Here is a 17,587-nt window from a genome sequence, read left to right on the forward strand (position 1 = left end):
GCGACATAACCCGACTGCTAAATCCAAACGACAGGGTCGACAAACAAAATCCGGAATATCAATTCCAATTCAATTTTCCCGGACAGTAGTGGAGGTTGGTATAAACAGAAGGCTGGAACAGGTTCCGGGAAAATGGAATGACTGTGGATGCCGGCCAGAGCAGTGGCCTGATATCCCTTGATGCGGCGCCTGGTATAAGTGCGCCGGGCTGCCCGCCGTCCGTCCCGGGCGCCCGGCCTTCCGGTTACCAAGGCGGAGGTTTCCGAACTGGTCGATGCGGTACGCATCAAAGAGTATGCATCGGTTTCCGGGCGCCAGATCCCCGGACTGGTGGCCGCCGCCGCCCTGATTCTGGACTGGCAGAACGAAGCTCAAGCCGTTGTAACCCTGGTCGGCACCAACCCGCTGACAATCAAGCCGGATGCGCCCCGGATCGCTGCCTTGAAGGCGTTTTGCGCGCGGCAATCCATGTTCCGGTCTCAATGTGCCACCCTGCTTGGCTGAGAGGCTCAGCGGAGCAGGGTGCGGGCATCCTTTGCTTTCTGCCGGAGCGCCGTGGCAAGCAGAAGAACATCAATCGCGGTGGCCACGAAGGTGGCGCCAAGATCAAGGCATTTTTTCTGCATCACCGGGTCAAGGGTCAGGATGCCGCCTGCCTTGCCGCTGGCAATGATCTTTTCCAGAGCGGACAGGACAGCTGCTTCGACCTCCGGATGTCCGGCTTTGCCGATATGTCCCATATCGGCAGCCAGGTCCGACGGGCCGACAAACACGCCGTCCACGCCTTCGACCGCGAGAATGTCGTCCAGAGCGGCCAGGCCTTTCAGGTTCTCGACCTGAACCAGCAGGCAGATCTCGTCCCGCGCTGTGGTGAGATAGTCGGGAATGTCAGAAAAGCGGGAGGCCCGGGCCAGAGCCGATCCGACGCCCCGGACACCCTCAGGCGGATAGGTGACGGCTTTGACCAGCGCCTGGGCCTGATCGGCGCTTTCCACCATCGGAACAAGAAGCGACTGGGCACCTGCGTCCAGAAGCTGCTTGATCATCCAGGTCTCGCCAATCACCGGCCGGACAACCGCATGACTGTTGGAGGCGGCAATCACCTGAAGCTGGGCGGTGATGGAGCGCAGGTCATTGGGGGCGTGCTCGCCGTCAATCAGCAGCCAGTCAAACCCGGCGCTGGCGCCGATTTCGGCCGCATAGGGATCAGCCAGACCGAGCCAGCAGCCCAGCTGGGGACGGCCTGATTTCAGAGCAGCTTTGAAAGGATTGTGCGGGGCAGGCATGAGCCGGTCTCCTCAGGCGAAGGTGATATCAACGGTTCCGAACGAGCCGAAATCCGCATGAATTGCGGTTCCGGAGGGACATTCCACCGGCCGGATGAAGCTGCCCGAGAGGATGACCTGGCCCGGTTCAATACTCTGGCCGTATTGGGCCATGCGTCTTGCCAGCCAGACCACGCTTTCAACCGGATCGTTCAGAACCCCGGCCCCCAGGCCGGTTTCCTCGATTTCGCCATTGCGGAACACCAGGGCGCCGACCCAGCGCAGGTCGCAAGACCCAACATCGTGTTTTTCCCGGCCCAGCACAATCCCCGCATTGGCGGCATTGTCGCTGATCGTGTCAAAGATCACCCGGGCCTGTCCGGTGGCCGGGTCCTTGCGCAGAATGCGGGTGTCGAGAATTTCCAGGGCCGGGGCCACGTAGTCCGTTGCTGCCAGAACTTCCTCGCGGGTGACGGCACTGCCACCGACTGGGGTCTTCATTACAAAGGCAATCTCCGCCTCCACCCGGGGCTGGATGAAGCGGCCAGCAGGAACAGTCGCGCCCGTGTCAAACGCCATGTCATCAAACAGAATGCCGCTGTCCGGAATCTCGATGTTCAAGGCATATTGCATGGCCTTGGACGTCAGGCCGATCTTCCAGCCGATGACCTTGCGCCCATCGGCCAGTTTCTGCCGGTAGAGGGCGTTTTGAATGGCATAGGCGTCATCCATGCTGATCCCGGGATGGCGCAAGGATAAAAGCCCGATCTGGGTGCGGCTGCGTTCCGCCTCCAGAAGGTCCGCGGCTGCGCGTGCGTGATCCTGCGGTGTCATGGTCTTTCGTCCTCCACGCCGTTGCGCAGAACTCCAATGCCTTCGACCTCGACTTCCACAATGTCTCCTGGCTCCAGGTAGCGAGGCGGGTCGAACCGGGCCCCGGCGCCGGTCGGCGTGCCGGTAACGATGATGTCGCCGGGCTGCAGGGTCATGAAGGTGGAAATGTAGGCGATTTCCTCGCGGATCGGGAACATCATCCGCTTCAGGTAATCGTCCTGTCGGACCTCGCCATTGACCCGCGTGATGATGCGGGCCTCATCCAGTTGGGAGGCATGGGTGAAGGGCACCAGCCACGGGCCAATGGCGCCGGACCGGTCCCAGTTCTTGCCCTGGGTAACATTGAATTTTGCATGGCGCACCCAGTCGCGGATCGTGCCCTCGTTGCAAAGGGTCAGGGCAGCGATGTGGTCATAGGCGTCTTTGGCCTTGATCCTGCGCCCCGCTTTTCCGATCACGATGGCAACTTCGCCTTCATAGTCGAGCGTGTGGTTTTCCGGCGGCCGGATCAGCGGGCGGTCATGGCCGGTGAAGCCGGAGGCGAAGCGGGGGAACAGCGACATGTATTTCGGCTGGCTGCTGCCGTCTTTGTATTCGGCATTCCGGTCCGGAAAATTCACCCCAACACACAAGATCCGGCGGGCGGTCGGCATCACCATGTCGTAGGTGAAGGTGGTGTGAGTGACCGGCTTGGCTTCAGCGGCCGTTTGAAGCTCGCCCAGGCCTCCGGCGGCCACCGCATCATAAAGGGTTGGCCATTCGGGGAAACTCTCCGACAGGCAGATCATGCCAGCGCCGGCAACGGCGCCATAATAGGTTTTGCCGTTTGCGGAATAGGTTGCAAATTTCACACTTGTGTCCTCCAGACATCTTCAATGACTTCGCCAGCCATCATGACGTCTTCTCGTGTTGTATCGAATTGACCGGCCTGGAACCGGATCACCTTGCGCCCCTCGAGGCTTCCTTGAGTGAGGTAAATGCGGCCGTCGGCGTTGAGAGCGTCCACCAGACGCTGCTGTGAGTCGTCATCGCCGGGACAGCGGAAGGAAAACAGGCTCAGGACCGGCTCGCTCACGATCTCAAAGCCATCGAGCTTCCGGATGTATTCGCACAGGTCACGGGACCATGCGATGTGGTTCCGGATCCGCCGACGCAGTCCTTCAAGCCCGTAAGAACGAATGAGAAACCAGATCTTCAGGGCCCGGAACCGGCGGCCGAGGGGAATGGTCCATTCAGAATAGTTGGTCACCGCGCCGCCCGAGGTTTTCAGATAATCCGGCTCGATCTTCAGGGTGTTGAGCTGCGGCTTTGGGTCTGCCAGAAACTGGACGGAGCAGTCGAATTGGGCACCGAGCCATTTGTGCGGATTGAAGACGATGCTGTCGAATCCCTCCACGCCGTTCCAGAAATCTGCCCGCAGCTCCGGGCAGATCATGGCGGCTCCTGCCCAGGCCGCATCAAGATGGGTATAGAGCTCGTATTCCCGGGCAACAGCCAGAACGGAGCTCAGTGTGTCGGACGCGCCGATCCCAGTGCCGCCAGTGATCGCGATGAGGCCTGCGGGGATGTGGCCAGCGGTCCGGTCAGCGGCAATCGCGTCACGCAGTGCGCTGACCTTGAGCCCATGGCGTGGGCCGGACGTGGGCAGCTTGATCAGGTTTTCCTGGCCGATCCCGGCCACCCAGGACGCCCGGTCGACGGAACTGTGCACCTGATCGGAACAATAAAGGCGCAGGTTGCCCTTGCCCGAAAGACCGTCCCTGTTGCCGGTATAGCCCGTTGCGCGTTCGCGCATGGTCAGGACGGCTGACAGAGTTGCGGAGGAGGCGCTGTCCTGGAGGACACCGGTATAGACTTCCGGCAACTTGAGCGCCTGGCGCAGCCAGTCGATCATGACGCCTTCCATTTCCGTGGCCGCAGGCGAGGTCTGCCAGAGCATGCACTGGGGGGCAATCGCCGTCACCAGCATGTCGGCAAGCATGGAGGGCGGTGCGGCATTTGCCGGGAAATACGCAAAGAACCGCGGATGCTGCCAATGGGTGATGCCGGGCATGACGATGCGCTCGAAATCCGACATCACCGTTTCCATGGCCTCGCCTGTCTCCGGCGGGGCCTTGGGAAGCTGTGCGGCGATCTCGCCAGGCCGTGTCTGCGCTCGCACGGGGCGGTCAGACAGGGTCTTGTGATAGTCTGCCGCCCATTGCGAGATGTGTTTGCCCCAGTGTGCAAACGTGGTCCAGTCCATGACCTCTTCCCAATCGCTTTCCGTCTCAGTCAAGCGCGATTATTGAACCTAATTCAGGGCGCGACAATCGGTTGGGCGGAAAGAGTGGACGCTTTCAGTTCCGCGCCCTTGAAGGTGGAGCCCTCCTCGAACCAGCTTTTGGGTGCAGGAGCGCCCCAAAGGGTCTGGCGCTGCGGGTCTTTCAGGTCCCATTTGATCGGCTCCAGATCAGGATCAACCGTCTGATAGTCGGAGCAGTAGATCTCGATCCGGTGGCCGTCCGGGTCGCGGATATAGAGGAAAAAGGCATTGGAAATGCCGTGGCGGCCGGGTCCGCGCTCGATATTCGACACCCAGCCCGTGGTCGACATCAGGTCGAGCAGGTCAATAATGTTGAGCGGGGTCGGCACCCAGAAGGCGGTGTGGTGCAGACGGGGGCCCTTGCCGTTGGTGAAGGCAATGTCGTGAACGCCACCCTTGCGGTGGGTCCAGGCCGCCCAGAGCCGGCCACTGTCCTCATCTTCGGTGTATTCGGTCACCCGGAAGCCAAGCTCGTTGTAGAAGGCAACGGACTCGTCAACGCTAGGGGAGAAGCAGTTGAAATGGTCGATCCGCAGGGGCTTCACACCTTTGTAGAGTTCGTATTTCTGGTGAATGGGCGGCAGGCGGTCCATGCGGGCGTAAAATTCCAGTGGAATGCCATGGGGATCCCGCGTGCGGAAGGTGCGGGACTGGTGCGGTCGTTCCACCCAGTCGACCGGCAGGCCCTTGCGTTCAAAAAAATGGGCGGCCTTGTCCAGGCTGTCTTCGTCATAGACCTTGAAGCCAAGTTCACCGGCTTCTGCAGTGCCTGCCTGACGCAATACGATACAATGGTGCCCGCGTTCCTCCATGGCGCGCAGGAAAATCTTTTCGTCGGTTTCGTCGGTCACCTGCAGGCCGAGCGTGTCGACATAAAAGGCCCGGCTTTTAGATAGGTCCGTAACGGCCAGCTCCACGTGGCTGAGGCGCACTATGTTGAAGGGCGGATAGAGATTGGGCGCCGGAATCGGCATGGCGGTCTCCTGCTAGTCTATTGGACAGGGAAAATGACGTTGGTTTGTCCGGTGCCGGAGCTTGGGAAATACTCCGTAACCACCTCGCAGTTGGCCGTGTAGGCATCCCAGCCCAGGGCGCCGTAGAGCATGGCAGTGTCATGCATGGAGCCTTCACCGCAGCAGTGATCGGCATATTCGGACAGCATCTTCAGGAAGGTGGCGTGGTCGCCGCGCTGCCACATGTCCAGCACATGCAGATCCATCTGCCGGTTGAACTCGGAGCTGATGGTAAAGGTGCCGTTGTTGGCGGCATAGTCCTTGTTGGCCCAGATCTTGTGAGACAAGGACCCGGAGGCCAGCAGCAGAACCTTTTCGTCGCTGGCCTCGACGGCCTCGCGGATCGCTTCGCCGATCCTGCGGCTTTCGTCGTGAGCGTGCACCGTGCACCAGGCCGCCACGGAGACAACCTTCATCTTGTGTTCCCGGCTCATGAAGCGCATCGGCACCAGGGTGCCGTATTCCAGTTCCAGGCTGTCGAGCTGGTGCGACAGGGTATAGGTGCCCTTGTCGCTGGCTGCTTTTGCAATCGCATCGCCAAGGGCCGGATTGCCTTCATAACTGTAGGGCAAATTCTGAATGAATTGCGGGAATTCATTCGAGGTGAACAGGCCTTCGAACTGCTTGTTGGCATTGATGTGAAACCCGGCATTGATCACCCAATGGGTGTCGCAGACAACAACGCTCGTCGCCCCGAGCGCCTTGGCGCGGCGGGCGATTTCAGCGTGGCCGTCGATGGCCGCCTGCCGGGTCCCTTTCACCGGACCGTCCTGTTCCGACATCAGCATGGTCGGAACGTGCGTGACCTTGGCGGCAAGAACGATTTCTCCCATGATTTCCTCCCGAAATCCTGTCGTTCAGTTCTAAGTGGTTCAGGCGCCGAGGCGCGGGATCTTGTGATGTCCTGTGGCGAAGGCGATGTTTTTCTGTTCCATGTAGAATTCGAAGGACCAGTCGCCGCCGTCGCGGCCGATACCGCTGGCCTTCACCCCGCCGAACGGGGTCGGCAGGTGGCGGACATTTTCCGAATTCACCCAGATCATTCCTGCTTCCAGCGCGTTGGTGAAACGCAGGGCCCGGGTCAGGTCATTGGTCCAGACATAGCCCGTCAGCCCGTAGTCAATGTCATTGGCCATCTGAAGGGCGTCATCTTCGGACTGGAAGCGGATGCTGGTCAGAACCGGCCCGAAAATCTCCTCCTGGGCAATGGTCATGTCATTGGTAGCCCCGGTGAACAGGGTCGGGCGGACAAAATAGCCTTCCTCGCCTACCTGGCTGCCACCAGCGGCAACGGTTGCGCCATTTTCCCGGGCAATGCCGAAATAGCTGGTGACCTTGTCGAAATGGGTCTTGTGAATGAGCGGCCCGATTTCTGTTGCCGGGTCCAGCGGATGGCCAACCTTGATCGCATTGACCCGCTCAACCAGTTTGGCTTCGAAGTCGTCAGCGATTGAAGCTTGAACCAGCAGGCGGGAGGACGAGGTGCACCGCTCGCCATTGAGCGAATAGATCATGAAAATTGCTGCATCCAGCGCCCGGTCCACATCCGCATCGTCAAAGACGATCACCGGGTTCTTGCCGCCCAGTTCGAAATGGACCCGCTTGAGCGTGTCGGCGCCCTGTTTCATGATCATGGAGCCTGTGCGGCTTTCCCCGACAAAGGCAATAGCCTTGATGTCCGGATGTTCGGTCAGCGCCTTGCCGGCGTCTTCGCCAAACCCGTTCACAAGGTTCCAAACCCCCTTGGGAAGACCGGCTTCTTCTGCGATTTCCATCAGGATACGGGCCGTCAGCGGGGAGAATTCCGCCGGTTTGTGGACGACCGTGCAGCCTGCGGCAAGCGCGGGAGCGATTTTCCAGGTGGACAACATGAAGGGCGTGTTCCACGGAGTGATCACGCCGACCGGGCCGATGGGGACACGTGTCGTCACATTCATGAGGGTTGGAGAGGGCAGAGCTTGGCCATCCCGTGCACTGGGGGCCTTGTCTGCAAAGAAACGGAAATTTTCAGCGCCTCTGAGGGCCGCCTTGGACATGAACCGCAGGGCTTGGCCGGTGTCCCAGCACTCGCACAGGGCAATTTCCTCTGCCCGGGCCACAATGCCATCTGCGATTTTGTGAAGGATTTTCTTGCGTTCGGCCGCGCCCAGGTCGCGCCAGGCAGGGAAGGCGGCACGAGCCGCCTTGGCTGCTGCGTCAATATCGGCAGCTCCACCCTTGGCAACCTGGCAGATCAGGCTTTCATCCACCGGAGAGGTGGTCTGGAATGTGTCTCCAGACAGGGCGGGAAGAGCTTCGCCGTTGATCTGGTTCAAGATCCCCGTTTCGCGGAAGCGGGCAAGATATCCGTCCAGTTTCTGAATGTTGGTTTGAAGATCTGACATGGTTCAACCCTCCCCAAGGTGGTCGCGGATGGTGCCGGTCTTGGGAGACAGGTCCGCGTCAATGTCGCGCATTTCCAGCGACAGGGCGAGCGAACTGGTGTTCAGAACCGGCTGCAGAAAGTCCCTGGCAGCATCGAACAAAGTTTGCGCTGCGGCCTGTTTCACAGCCTTCGACCGACCGGCGCGAAGGCGGACAGATATGTCGAGAAAGGCGTGTTTCGGGTTGCCATCTGCAATGCTGCAATGGTCGGCCTTGAAGGCCCGCACACGCAGACCCGCCATCGGCAGGGCCTCGATCCCGGTGGCCACCGACCGCAAATGCCCGCACAGAGCCTGAATATCGGCCCGTTCCTCCAGATTGGCGGAATATTCGATGGATAGGTGCGGCATCAAAGTTCCTTAACAAGATAATATTTGCTATGTTAAATATATGAGAGGCCAAATGTCAAACTTTTTGTGTCAACCGTTCCACGTTTCCGCTAAGAGCCGACCATGACCGACAAAAAAGAACGCGAGGGCGCCCACGCCCTGCCCCCAACCCGGCGCTCGGTTCCCATCGCGCTCATCCGGGCGCGGGAAAAAGTCATGGGACCGATCCGGGAGATGCTGTCCGATTCCGGGATTACCGAACAACAGTGGCGCATCCTGCGGGTTCTGGAGGAATACGGCCCTCAGGACGCCTCGTCCCTGGCTGACCGGGCCTGCCTGCTCTTGCCGAGCCAGACACGGATTGTGCAGACGCTGTTTGAAAAGGGTCTGGTGATCCGCCAGCCCGATGCAAGGGACCGGCGCAAGCAAACAGTTGCGATCACCGACGCGGGCCAGAAAATCATCCACGGCAAGCTGGAGGAGGCGGAAGCCATCGCCCGGCGCATCGAAACCGTGATCGGTGAAGACAAGCTGGATCAGCTCCTGGAGATCCTTGAGGATTTCCAGAAGCTCTAAGGTTTTGCAACGCGTTCCGGTTGGAAAGTGTCTTTGCTGCTTATGTCAAGGCCGGCAGAAGCGTGCCGCTGCAATCGCCAAAGCCGATGCGGAAGCCGTTGCCCTGGGCGTGGCCGCGCAGGGTCATGGTGTCGCCATCCTCAATGAAGCTGCGGCTGCCGCCCGCAATCTCGACGGGCTCCTTGCCGCCCCAGCTGAGTTCCAGAAGCGAGCCGCGGCTGTCCTTGTCCGGGCCGGAAATAGTGCCGGAGCCGAGCAGGTCGCCAACCCGCATCGGACAACCGGACGTGGTGTGGTGGGCCAGCTGCTGGGCGGCCGAATAGTACATTTCCCTGTAATTGGTCCGGGCAATCACTGTCTCGGTGCCGTTCTCAGGGGTCAGGCCGATTTCCAGGTTGATGTCGTAGAGCATCGGTCCCGGCTCTTCCAGATAGGGCAGAAGCGGCACTTCCCGTTCAGGTGTCGGAACGCGGAAGGCTTCCAGGGCTGCTGCCGTCACGATCCACGGGGAGATGCTGGTCAGGGTGGCCTTTGCCTGGAACGGGCCAAGCGGCTGATATTCCCAGGCCTGGATGTCCCGGGCGGACCAGTCGTTCAAAAGCACGTAGCCAAAAATATTCTCAAACGCCTGGGACACAGAGATCGGGCCATCGGAGGGCTTGCCGACAATCGCGCCCATTTCCAGTTCGATGTCAAACCGTTGGGATGGACCGAAACGGGGAGCCGTATCGTTCGGGCCCTTCAGCTGGCCATTAGGGCGGCGCACGGGCGTACCTGAAACGGCAACGGAGGACGCGCGGCCATTATAGCCGATCGGAATGTGCAACCAGTTCGGCGGCAGGGCGTTTTCCGGACCCCGGAACATGGTGCCCACGTTGAAGGCGTGATGTTTGCCCGCATAAAAATCCGTGTATTCGCTGACCGCAAACGGCATATGCAGTGCCGCGCCGTCTTGCGGAACAAGATGGAGTTCCAGTGCATGCCTGTCAGCGGAGCCTTCAGCAAGAAGCGCTGTTAGTGTGTCGCGCAGGCGCGCCCAGTTGCTGCGGCCGGAGGCCATGAAGCCGTTCCAGCTGCCCTGCATCAACGTGCCGTCAAAGCCGAGCAGGCCGTCTGCTTCCAGCGCATGCACATCCAGAATGAAGTCGCCAATGGCAACGCCCTGATGTCTGGCGCCGTCCACTGCGGAGAACACACCATAAGGCAGGTTGTTCAAGGGGAACCCGGATTCGGGCTTATTGGCGCTCTCCACCCAGGAGGGAAGAAGGTCTGTCATTGGTTTAAGATCCTTGTTTCAGGCGGCGTCGGGCTGATTGTCCGGACGGGCAGCTGCAAAGGCGGGAAGGTCGAGGCAGCGGGCCTCAATCCCGGTCAGGCGGGGAAAGGGTGTCAGATCGCAGCCCCAGCGATGGGCATTATAAAGCTGGGGCACCAGGCAGAGATCCGCAAGGCCGGGTGTCCCACCGAAGCAATAGGGGCCGGACACGTCGATCATCTTGTCAAAGGCCGTCAATCCCCGTGTCATCCAGTCATTCATCCAGGCCACTGCCGTCTCCTGGCTGTGGCCGAGAGATTTCAGCTTCGAGATCACCCGCAGATTGTTCACCGGATGGATGTCCGCGGCGATCACCTGCGCGGCAGCACGCACATGGGCCCGGTCCAGCGGATCACGGGGCAAAAGAGGCGGTTCGGGCAAGGTCTCTTCAAGCCATTCCAGGATGGCCATGGACTGGCGCAAAACCGTGCCGTCATCCAGCACCAGCGCGGGCACGCCCTGCGCCGGGTTCAGGGCCGTATAATCCGGCGCCCTCTGCGCCCCGGCCACAAGGTCCACAGGGGCCGCCTCATAGGCGGCCCCTTTCAGGTTGAGGGCGATCCGGACCCGGTAAGAGGTTGTTGACCGCCAATAGGTGTAAAGCTTCATTTCGTGCCCGGCGTGCCGTCAAACTTCTTCTCAAGGGTGGTCCAGCAGTCGATATAGTCGTCCTGCAAGGGGGCTTCATTTCCGGCAAACGCGGTCAGGTGCTGCGGGAACCGGGTCTCGAACATGAACGACATGGTGTTGTCGAGCTTTTCCGGTTTGAGGTCGGCATTGGAGGCGCCTTCAAAAGCGTTCCGGTCCGGCCCATGGGGCAGCATCATGTTGTGCAACGACATGCCGCCCGGCACGAAGCCCTGGGGCTTGGCGTCATACTGGCCATAAATGTTGCCCATCAGCTCAGACATGACATTCTTGTGGTACCAGGGCGGACGGAATGTGTCTTCCATGACCATCCAGCGCTCACGGAAGAGCACGAAGTCGATATTGGCCGTGCCCGGCACGCCGGACGGGGCGGTCAGGACCGTGAAGATCGACGGGTCCGGATGGTCGAACAGGATCGAGCCGACCGGGCAGTAGGTTTTCAGGTCATATTTGCACGGCGCATAATTGCCGTGCCAGGCGACCACGTCCAGCGGGCTCTGGCCGATGTCGCAGCGATGGAACTGGCCGCACCATTTCACGGTGATGGTCGACGGCACTTCCCGGTCCTCATACGCGGCCACGGGGGTCTTGAAGTCCCGGCGGTTGGCCATGCAATTGGCGCCGATGGGGCCCCGGCCCGGCAGCTCGAATTTCTGGCCGTAATTCTCGCAGACAAAGCCCCGGCAAGGGCCTTCCAGAACCTCCACCCGGTAGACCAGGCCGCGCGGGATGATCGCGATTTCCTGCGGCTCCAGATCGATGATGCCCAGTTCCGTTGCAAAGCGCAGACGGCCTTCCTGGGGCACCACCAAGAGCTCGCTGTCGGCGGAGAAGAAATATTCGTCCTTCATGGAAGCGGTGACAAGATAGACATGGCTTGCCATTCCGACCTGGGTGTTCACATCCCCGGCCGTGGTCATAGTGCGCATGCCGGTCAGCCAGGTAAGCGGGGCTTCGCTATGGGGCACCGGGTCCCAGCGGTACTGGCCGAGGGAGGTGACGTCCTCAACCACATTCGGCGCCGATTTCCAGTAGGGAAGATCGATCTTTTCATAGCGGCTGGAATGTTTGACGGAGGGGCGTATGCGGTAACACCAGGTGCGCTCGTTCTGGTGGGACGGCGCGGTGAAGGCGGTGCCGGACAGCTGTTCGCCGTAAAGCCCGTAGTTGCATTTCTGCGGGCTGTTCATGCCCTGGGGCAGGGCGCCTGGCAGGGCTTCTGTTTCAAAGTCATTGCCGAAGCCGGGCATGTAGCCAGGGGTCGTGGTGGTTCCGCTGGCCTGGATGAGATCGGTATTGGTGTGCGGTACGTTCATGACGTTTGTCCTTCTCCCTTCATGCGCGCTGCGCTGCGGCCGAGATCGCCCGGCTGAGCACCGCGCGGTCGCCGATATGGTTTGCCAGAATCAGGATCAGGCGGGCGTTCAGGGCCGCGCTGTCCTCGTCGCTCAACCCCTCATGGGCTGCAAGAAGCTCGGCGTAAAATCCGTCCGGGTCCTCGATGTTCGGGCGTGTGTTCAGATCAGACATGGCTTACTCCTTGCCGCAGGCTGTGCGCAAAGCTGCGCGCACGGCAGCCTCGTCAAACCGGTCCCACCGCGCGGCCACATGCTGGTCGGGCCGGATCAGGTAGACAGCGGACGGTGCCGAGCCCAGATAGCGTTCGCCCAAGGCTCCGGACGGGTCATCTGCGGCGGAGCGCTTGAGGCGCAGAACAGCAATGCCGTCTTCTTCCAGCCGGTCAGGGGCGTCCGCATCAAGGGTCAAGAGCACAAAGGCAGTGCCCAGTTGCGAGAGCAGATAGCCGTCTTTGACCGGTGCATCCGGGCAGGGGCTGCCCGGCCTTGTCCGGTCCGGACCGCCAGTCAGAGCGTCTTCACCGGTGAGGGAAAGGCCGCCATAGGTGCAGGGCATGGACAGACGGCCGGAATTGACCAGCGGCCGGGCGAAGTCAAAATGCTCGGAAAGGTCCAGCACGGCATTGCGGAAGAGGTGGCTGACCCTGGATTTCGGCGTGATGAAATCCGTGGACCGGGTCGAATTTAAAATGTTCTCATCCGCACCATGGATGCGTTCTTCGTCATAACTGTCCAGCAGGGTTTCCGGCGCCTTGCCCTTGATCACAAGACCCAGCTTCCAGCCCAGATTGTCCGCATCCTGCATGCCGGAATTCGCGCCCCTCGCCCCGAAGGGGGACACCTGGTGGGCGGCATCACCGGCAAAGATGACCCGGCCATGGCGGAATTTTTCCATGCGCTTGCACTGGAATGTGTAGATGGACGACCAGACCATCTCATAGTCCACATCCGGCCCGAGCATGGCGTCCAGGCGGCGGCGTATGTTCTCTTCCTTCATTTCTTCCTTACGGTCCACATCCCAGCCGATCTGGAAGTCGATCCGCCAGGTGTTGTCCGGCTGCTTGTGCAACAGGGTCGAGGCGCCGGAGCCATGGGAGGGCTCGAACCAGAACCAGCGCTCGGTCGGGAAATCGGCGGTCATGCGGATATCGGCGATCAGGAAACTGTCCTGAAACACCCGGCCGTCGAAATCGAGCCCGAGCATGCCGCGCAAGGGGGAGTTGGCCCCGTCACAGCCGATCAGCCAGTCTGCTTCCAGCTGATAAGGGCCATCCGGAGTGGTGATACTGAGGACCACGTGGTCGTCCCGCACATCGACACTGTCGACCCGGTTCTTGCCGCGCAAGTCAATCGAGGCACCCTCCGCCTGGGCTGCGCGCACCCGCTCGACAATGAATTTTTCGAAATAGGGCTGCTGCAGGTTGATGAAGGCCGGATATTTGTGTCCCTCTTCCGGCAGCAGGTTGAATTCATAGACCTTCCGGTCCTGATGAAAAACCTTGCCCAGGTTCCAGACCACACCCTTGTCCAGCATGGGCTGGCCGCAGCCATATCGGTCCGCAATTTCCAGGCTGCGTTTGGCAAAGCAAATGGCCCGGCTGCCCATGCCGATGCCCTCATGGTCGTCCAGAACCACGACCGGAATGCCCTGAAGTCCCAGATCAAGCGCGGTCGCCACGCCAATGGGGCCGCCCCCCATAACCACCACCGGATGGCGGACGGGCTCGGCCGCGTCCTGATCCGGTGAGCGCTCATAAGGGTAGAGTTTGAATGCCAGCGAATAGCGATCATCAAACATGTTTGTCTCCTCCCTCTTGCTGCCTAGCCCTGAAGCTGCTCCCACATGTCCAGGTCGCGCTGCGCGGTCCAGATCCGCGGCGTGTCGATGCCCCGGGCCTCGTCATAGGCGCGGGCGACGTTGAACGGCAGGCAGTGCTCGTAGATCGCGTAATCCTGGAATTTCGGATCACATTCGGCCCGTACCGCGTCCCAGGCATCCTTCAGGCTGCCGCCCCTGGAGGCGATCTGCTGCACCGGCCGGTAGGTGCTGTCCACAAAGTCGCGGGTGGAGGCAAGCGCTGCATCAACCATTTCCCGGCCCACCAGCGCATCGCCGCGTCCGGGGGCAATCGATTGCGGGTCATAGGCTTTCACCGCGTCCAGGGTCTTGCCCCAGTCGTTGAAATGGCCATCGCCGCAATAGCAGGCGGAGTGGTATTCCACGATATCGCCGGTGAACATGGTTTGCTGATCCGGCACCCAGATCACGCTGTCTCCGGCCGTATGGGCCCGGCCGATCTGGGTGATCTCCACCTTGCGCTTGCCCAGATAGACGGTCATGGACTTGGAGAAGGTGGTGGTCGGCCAGGTCAGGCCCGGAATGCTCTCATGGCCTTCAAACAGGCGTGGGAAACGCTGGAACTCGCTGTCCCAGTCCTCCTGGCCCCGTTCCACCACCATGGCGCGGGCCGCATCGGACATGATGATCTGTGGCGCGCTGAAGGCGGAGGCCCCGAGAACCCGAACCGCGTGATAATGGGTCAGCACCACATGGCTGATCGGCTTGTCGGTGACCTCACGCACACAGTCGATCACCTTCTGTGCCAGACGCGGGGTCGCCTGGGCCTCGACGATCATCACGCTGTCGTCGCCGATGATCACACCGGAATTGGGGTCGCCTTCCGCCGTGAAGGCATACAGCCCTTCTCCGATCTCGGTGAAGGATATCTTCTTCTCGCCCGTGTCCCCTTGTGATGCGAACGCCTTTGCCATGGGTGGCTCCTCCAACATTAAACGGTCCGCGCTCGCAGCCGCCCGTGACGGATGGGGCGCGGGGGTTAGATCCGGTCAGGATCAGTTAGTTGCAAATGTAACAACATGGTTATCGTTGCATTTGCAACGAAAGTCAATATCATTTCACCTGCAACAACCATAAGGCCTGTGCATGTCCCGAACCACGTTTAATCTTTCTGCGTTTCTGCCCTACCGGCTGGCGGTGCTGGCCGAGCGGGTCAGCCGGCGCCTGTCTGTCGATTATGAGCGCATGCACAAGCTGACCATGGCCGAATGGCGCGTGCTGGTCCATCTGATGCGCTGCGCGGAAGTCTCGGTGCGGGAGATCCATGACTGCGTCAATCTGGACAAGCCCAGGGTCAGCCGTGCGGTGGCCCGGCTGGAACAGGCAGGGCTTGTCAGGAAAGGGCAGGGAGAAACGGATGGACGGCTGGTGGCCGTGTCGCTCACCGGTAAGGGCCGCTCGGTGTTGGCAGACATCCTGCCCACCGCGCAAGCGGTGGAGGATCATCTGATCTCAAGCTTGAGCGACGCGGAATATGAAAGCCTATGCGCGATCATGGAAAAACTGCACACGACCCTCGATCAGGATCCGAGGGCAAAACCAAGAGCGCGGATGGATCTTGAAGGGCTTTGAGGGCGCACCCTCAAAGCCGGGCGTGACGGGCGGGGGCAAACCCCGCCATGAGGCTTAGGAAACAGCTGCGAGCCCCTTGTCGAGCGCGTTCAAGACCGTGGTCACATGTGCTTCTGTCAGGATCAGGGGCGGGGACAGGATGATATTGTTGCCCGACACCCGCACCATGGCGCCCGCCTCATAGGCGGTGCGGTGCACCTGGCCGATGGTTTTCTTGTCGATAGGGGTTTTGTCGGCGGCGTCCGAAACCAGTTCCAGCGCGCACATCAGGCCGTGCCCTCCCCGCACATCGCCGATCACGGAATGCTTTTTCTGCAATTCCAGAAGGCCCTGATGGAGCTGCGTGCCGCGCGTGGCAGCGTTCTCGGTTACGTTCAGCTTTTCGGTTTCCTTCAGGCAGGCAATGGCGGCTGCCGCCCCCACCGGATGGCCGGAATAGGTGTAGCCCGAGCCGATGGCGCCCTTGCCGGATGTGTCGCTTTCGAAGGTTTCTGCCACCCCGTCCGACACCATGACGGCACCAAAGGGGAAATAGCCGTTGGTGATCGCCTTGGCCGTGCACATCAGATCCGGCTGGACGCCCCAGTGCCGGGATCCGGACCAGTCGCCAGTGCGGCCGAAGGCGGTGATGACCTCGTCGGCAATCAGGAGAATGCCGTGTCTGGAGCAGATCTCACGCACGCCGGGCATGAAGCTTTTGTGCGGCGGCATGACACCACCGGCCCCCAGAACCGGCTCCATGATGAAGGCGGCAATGGTGGCCGCGCCTTGGAACTTGATCTCGTCCTCCAGGGCGGCAAGGCAGAGCTGGGCCAGCCGTTCCGGGTCGGTCTCGTTAAACGGGTTGCGATAGGGATAGGGCGCCGGAATGTGATAGCAGCCGGGCATCAGGGGTTCATACTGGGTGCGGAAATTGGCGTTGCCATTGACTGAGGCCCCCAATGTATGAGTGCCGTGATAGCCTTTTTTCAAGCTCAGGAATTTCACCCGGCCGGCTTCGCCCCGGATCTTGTGATATTGCCGGGCAAGGCGCAGCGCCACTTCCACACTGTCGGACCCGCCGGAGGTGAAGAAGGCGCGGGACAGGCCATCGGGGGCAAAAAAGTCTTTCAGCATCCAGCTGAGTTCGATCACCCCGTCGTTGGAGGTGCCCCGGAAGATGGAATAATAGGGTAGCTTGTCGAGCTGGGCGGCAATTGCGTCTTTCACCGGCTGGCAGGAATAGCCCAGATTGACGTTCCACAGGCCGCCAACCGCGTCCACGGTCTTGTGACCGTCCACATCGGTGATTTCCACGCCTTCGCCGCCGACAATGATGTCGGGCGGGTTGTTTAGGCTGTCCGCCGGATGAGCCATCGGATGCCATAGATGGCGGGCATTGTTCTCTTTCAGAAAATTGCCGTCCTTCATCACGTCACCTTTTCAGACAGAAGCAGGTCCAGGGCGCGGTCATAGCTTTCCCCCGGACGGGTTACATCAAAATGCACGAGCGTCATCCCGGCGGCCTCGCCGCCGCGGATATTCTTCATCTGATCATCCACGAAAACGCAGTCTTTGGCCGCGATCTCAAGACCATCTGTGATGAAGCCATAGGCGCGCGCATCGGGTTTGAGGATCTTGGTGTAGGTCGCGTCGACAATCAGGTCGAAATCTGCCAGGAAGGGCAGCTTGTCCCGGAAATCCGCACCATAAAAGAGATCCAGCTCGTTGGAGAGGATGGCCAGTTTGCATCCGGCCGCCCGGGCCTTGGAAATGGCTGCCAGCGCTTCCGGGCGGATGACAGCGGCAGGCTCTGCACCGCGCAGGCGGCCGACAAACTGCGGAAATTCCGTCCACTCCTCGCCAACCAGCTTGCCGGTTTCCCGCATCCGCAGCGCCCAGTAGTCGCGCTCGCTCATCTCCCCGGCCTGCATGGCGCGCCAGGCGTCGTCGGTGTCCGGCGCAAAGGGGCCGCGCCAGGTCAGCGTTCCCGGCGCAAGGCCAAGGGCCTGTTCGGAAAGGTCGTGGGTTTCAAACAGCGTCTTGGAAATCACGCCGCCGAAATCCAGCACCAGTGCTTTGCTCATTTAGGTCCCTCCGGAAAGGCGTGC

19 protein-coding genes are annotated in these 17,587 nt (G+C 60.8%); 3 read left to right on the forward strand and 16 right to left on the reverse strand.

The window, feature by feature from the left end; all coding sequences use genetic code 11:
* Positions 1–198 precede the first annotated feature (198 nt).
* A complete protein-coding gene (locus tag ACXAIC_RS16875) occupies positions 199–504 on the forward strand; it encodes a hypothetical protein (RefSeq protein WP_475182425.1) in 306 nt (101 codons plus the stop codon).
* Positions 505–509: 5 nt separating this feature from the next.
* Here the strand turns inward: ACXAIC_RS16875 and hpaI are convergent, their stop codons facing one another.
* The 8 genes from hpaI to ACXAIC_RS16915 are packed head-to-tail and all read right to left on the reverse strand — an operon-like array spanning position 510 to position 8,191.
* Entirely contained in the window at positions 510–1,286 is a 777-nt protein-coding gene (hpaI, locus tag ACXAIC_RS16880) for a 4-hydroxy-2-oxoheptanedioate aldolase (protein ID WP_475182428.1), read from the reverse strand.
* Positions 1,287–1,298: 12 nt separating this feature from the next.
* Positions 1,299–2,099, reverse strand: coding sequence for a 2-oxo-hept-4-ene-1,7-dioate hydratase (gene hpaH / locus ACXAIC_RS16885; RefSeq protein ID WP_475182432.1), 801 nt, complete (start codon positions 2,097–2,099; stop codon positions 1,299–1,301).
* Complete coding sequence (locus ACXAIC_RS16890; RefSeq protein WP_475182436.1) at positions 2,096–2,950, reverse strand: fumarylacetoacetate hydrolase family protein; 855 nt, start codon at positions 2,948–2,950, stop codon at positions 2,096–2,098. Before ACXAIC_RS16890 ends, hpaH begins: the two co-directional genes overlap by 4 nt.
* A complete protein-coding gene (locus ACXAIC_RS16895) occupies positions 2,947–4,344 on the reverse strand; it encodes a pyridoxal phosphate-dependent decarboxylase family protein (protein WP_475182440.1) in 1,398 nt (465 codons plus the stop codon). The genes ACXAIC_RS16890 and ACXAIC_RS16895 overlap by 4 nt, the downstream gene beginning before the upstream one ends.
* A 53-nt stretch (positions 4,345–4,397) precedes the next feature.
* A complete protein-coding gene (gene hpaD / locus ACXAIC_RS16900; RefSeq protein ID WP_475182442.1) occupies positions 4,398–5,378 on the reverse strand; it encodes a 3,4-dihydroxyphenylacetate 2,3-dioxygenase in 981 nt (326 codons plus the stop codon).
* Between the two features lie 17 nt (positions 5,379–5,395).
* Positions 5,396–6,250 (reverse strand): 3,4-dihydroxyphenylacetate 2,3-dioxygenase, encoded by an 855-nt coding sequence (gene hpaD, locus ACXAIC_RS16905; protein WP_475182448.1) that lies wholly within the window; start codon positions 6,248–6,250, stop codon positions 5,396–5,398.
* Positions 6,251–6,289: 39 nt separating this feature from the next.
* Complete coding sequence (gene hpaE, locus ACXAIC_RS16910; RefSeq protein WP_475182452.1) at positions 6,290–7,801, reverse strand: 5-carboxymethyl-2-hydroxymuconate semialdehyde dehydrogenase; 1,512 nt, start codon at positions 7,799–7,801, stop codon at positions 6,290–6,292.
* A gap of 3 nt (positions 7,802–7,804) precedes the next feature.
* Entirely contained in the window at positions 7,805–8,191 is a 387-nt protein-coding gene (locus ACXAIC_RS16915) for a 5-carboxymethyl-2-hydroxymuconate Delta-isomerase (protein ID WP_475182455.1), read from the reverse strand.
* Between the two features lie 102 nt (positions 8,192–8,293).
* Between ACXAIC_RS16915 and hpaR the strand changes: the two genes are divergently transcribed.
* On the forward strand, positions 8,294–8,746 hold the full coding sequence (hpaR, locus tag ACXAIC_RS16920) for a homoprotocatechuate degradation operon regulator HpaR (protein ID WP_475182459.1): 453 nt from the start codon (positions 8,294–8,296) through the stop codon (positions 8,744–8,746).
* A 40-nt stretch (positions 8,747–8,786) separates the two neighbouring features.
* Here the strand turns inward: hpaR and fahA are convergent, their stop codons facing one another.
* From fahA to ACXAIC_RS16950, 6 genes are read right to left on the reverse strand one after another with little or no spacing between them, the layout of a single operon-like run.
* Positions 8,787–10,022: a fumarylacetoacetase gene (gene fahA / locus ACXAIC_RS16925; protein ID WP_475182464.1), complete on the reverse strand. Its 1,236-nt coding sequence runs from the start codon at positions 10,020–10,022 to the stop codon at positions 8,787–8,789.
* 18 nt (positions 10,023–10,040) lie between these two features.
* Positions 10,041–10,670 (reverse strand): maleylacetoacetate isomerase, encoded by a 630-nt coding sequence (gene maiA / locus ACXAIC_RS16930; RefSeq protein WP_475182469.1) that lies wholly within the window; start codon positions 10,668–10,670, stop codon positions 10,041–10,043.
* The gene (gene hmgA / locus ACXAIC_RS16935; RefSeq protein ID WP_475182475.1) at positions 10,667–12,025 is read right to left on the reverse strand and encodes a homogentisate 1,2-dioxygenase; all 1,359 of its coding nucleotides are present in this window, start codon (positions 12,023–12,025) and stop codon (positions 10,667–10,669) included. The genes maiA and hmgA overlap by 4 nt, the downstream gene beginning before the upstream one ends.
* A gap of 19 nt (positions 12,026–12,044) precedes the next feature.
* On the reverse strand, positions 12,045–12,239 hold the full coding sequence (locus ACXAIC_RS16940; RefSeq protein WP_475182480.1) for a DUF2783 domain-containing protein: 195 nt from the start codon (positions 12,237–12,239) through the stop codon (positions 12,045–12,047).
* A 3-nt stretch (positions 12,240–12,242) separates the two neighbouring features.
* Entirely contained in the window at positions 12,243–13,865 is a 1,623-nt protein-coding gene (locus ACXAIC_RS16945; RefSeq protein WP_475182484.1) for an FAD-dependent oxidoreductase, read from the reverse strand.
* 23 nt (positions 13,866–13,888) lie between these two features.
* Positions 13,889–14,839, reverse strand: coding sequence for an MBL fold metallo-hydrolase (locus tag ACXAIC_RS16950; protein WP_475182487.1), 951 nt, complete (start codon positions 14,837–14,839; stop codon positions 13,889–13,891).
* Positions 14,840–15,011: 172 nt separating this feature from the next.
* Here ACXAIC_RS16950 and ACXAIC_RS16955 point away from each other — a divergent pair, with 172 nt between their 5' ends.
* Positions 15,012–15,497 carry a MarR family winged helix-turn-helix transcriptional regulator gene (locus ACXAIC_RS16955; RefSeq protein WP_475182489.1) on the forward strand — a complete coding sequence of 162 codons (486 nt, stop codon included), beginning with the start codon at positions 15,012–15,014 and terminating at the stop codon, positions 15,495–15,497.
* A gap of 54 nt (positions 15,498–15,551) precedes the next feature.
* Here the strand turns inward: ACXAIC_RS16955 and ACXAIC_RS16960 are convergent, their stop codons facing one another.
* Positions 15,552–16,907 (reverse strand): aminotransferase class III-fold pyridoxal phosphate-dependent enzyme, encoded by a 1,356-nt coding sequence (locus tag ACXAIC_RS16960; RefSeq protein WP_475182491.1) that lies wholly within the window; start codon positions 16,905–16,907, stop codon positions 15,552–15,554.
* Complete coding sequence (locus ACXAIC_RS16965; protein ID WP_475182495.1) at positions 16,907–17,563, reverse strand: HAD-IA family hydrolase; 657 nt, start codon at positions 17,561–17,563, stop codon at positions 16,907–16,909. Before ACXAIC_RS16965 ends, ACXAIC_RS16960 begins: the two co-directional genes overlap by 1 nt.
* Positions 17,564–17,587: the final 24 nt, after the last annotated feature.

The organism is Roseibium sp. AWQ4_254, assembly GCF_056161025.1.

Coding starts and splice junctions, on each gene's coding strand:
- hpaI (WP_475182428.1), bottom strand. CDS start 1,286: ATGCCTGCCCCGCACAATCCTTTCAAAGCTGCTCTGAAATCAGGCCGT.
- hpaH (WP_475182432.1), bottom strand. CDS start 2,099: ATGACACCGCAGGATCACGCACGCGCAGCCGCGGACCTTCTGGAGGCG.
- ACXAIC_RS16895 (WP_475182440.1), bottom strand. CDS start 4,344: ATGGACTGGACCACGTTTGCACACTGGGGCAAACACATCTCGCAATGG.
- hpaD (WP_475182442.1), bottom strand. CDS start 5,378: ATGCCGATTCCGGCGCCCAATCTCTATCCGCCCTTCAACATAGTGCGC.
- hpaD (WP_475182448.1), bottom strand. CDS start 6,250: ATGGGAGAAATCGTTCTTGCCGCCAAGGTCACGCACGTTCCGACCATG.
- hpaE (WP_475182452.1), bottom strand. CDS start 7,801: ATGTCAGATCTTCAAACCAACATTCAGAAACTGGACGGATATCTTGCC.
- ACXAIC_RS16915 (WP_475182455.1), bottom strand. CDS start 8,191: ATGCCGCACCTATCCATCGAATATTCCGCCAATCTGGAGGAACGGGCC.
- hpaR (WP_475182459.1), top strand. CDS start 8,294: ATGACCGACAAAAAAGAACGCGAGGGCGCCCACGCCCTGCCCCCAACC.
- fahA (WP_475182464.1), bottom strand. CDS start 10,022: ATGACAGACCTTCTTCCCTCCTGGGTGGAGAGCGCCAATAAGCCCGAA.
- maiA (WP_475182469.1), bottom strand. CDS start 10,670: ATGAAGCTTTACACCTATTGGCGGTCAACAACCTCTTACCGGGTCCGG.
- hmgA (WP_475182475.1), bottom strand. CDS start 12,025: ATGAACGTACCGCACACCAATACCGATCTCATCCAGGCCAGCGGAACC.
- ACXAIC_RS16940 (WP_475182480.1), bottom strand. CDS start 12,239: ATGTCTGATCTGAACACACGCCCGAACATCGAGGACCCGGACGGATTT.
- ACXAIC_RS16945 (WP_475182484.1), bottom strand. CDS start 13,865: ATGTTTGATGATCGCTATTCGCTGGCATTCAAACTCTACCCTTATGAG.
- ACXAIC_RS16950 (WP_475182487.1), bottom strand. CDS start 14,839: ATGGCAAAGGCGTTCGCATCACAAGGGGACACGGGCGAGAAGAAGATA.
- ACXAIC_RS16955 (WP_475182489.1), top strand. CDS start 15,012: ATGTCCCGAACCACGTTTAATCTTTCTGCGTTTCTGCCCTACCGGCTG.
- ACXAIC_RS16960 (WP_475182491.1), bottom strand. CDS start 16,907: ATGAAGGACGGCAATTTTCTGAAAGAGAACAATGCCCGCCATCTATGG.
- ACXAIC_RS16965 (WP_475182495.1), bottom strand. CDS start 17,563: ATGAGCAAAGCACTGGTGCTGGATTTCGGCGGCGTGATTTCCAAGACG.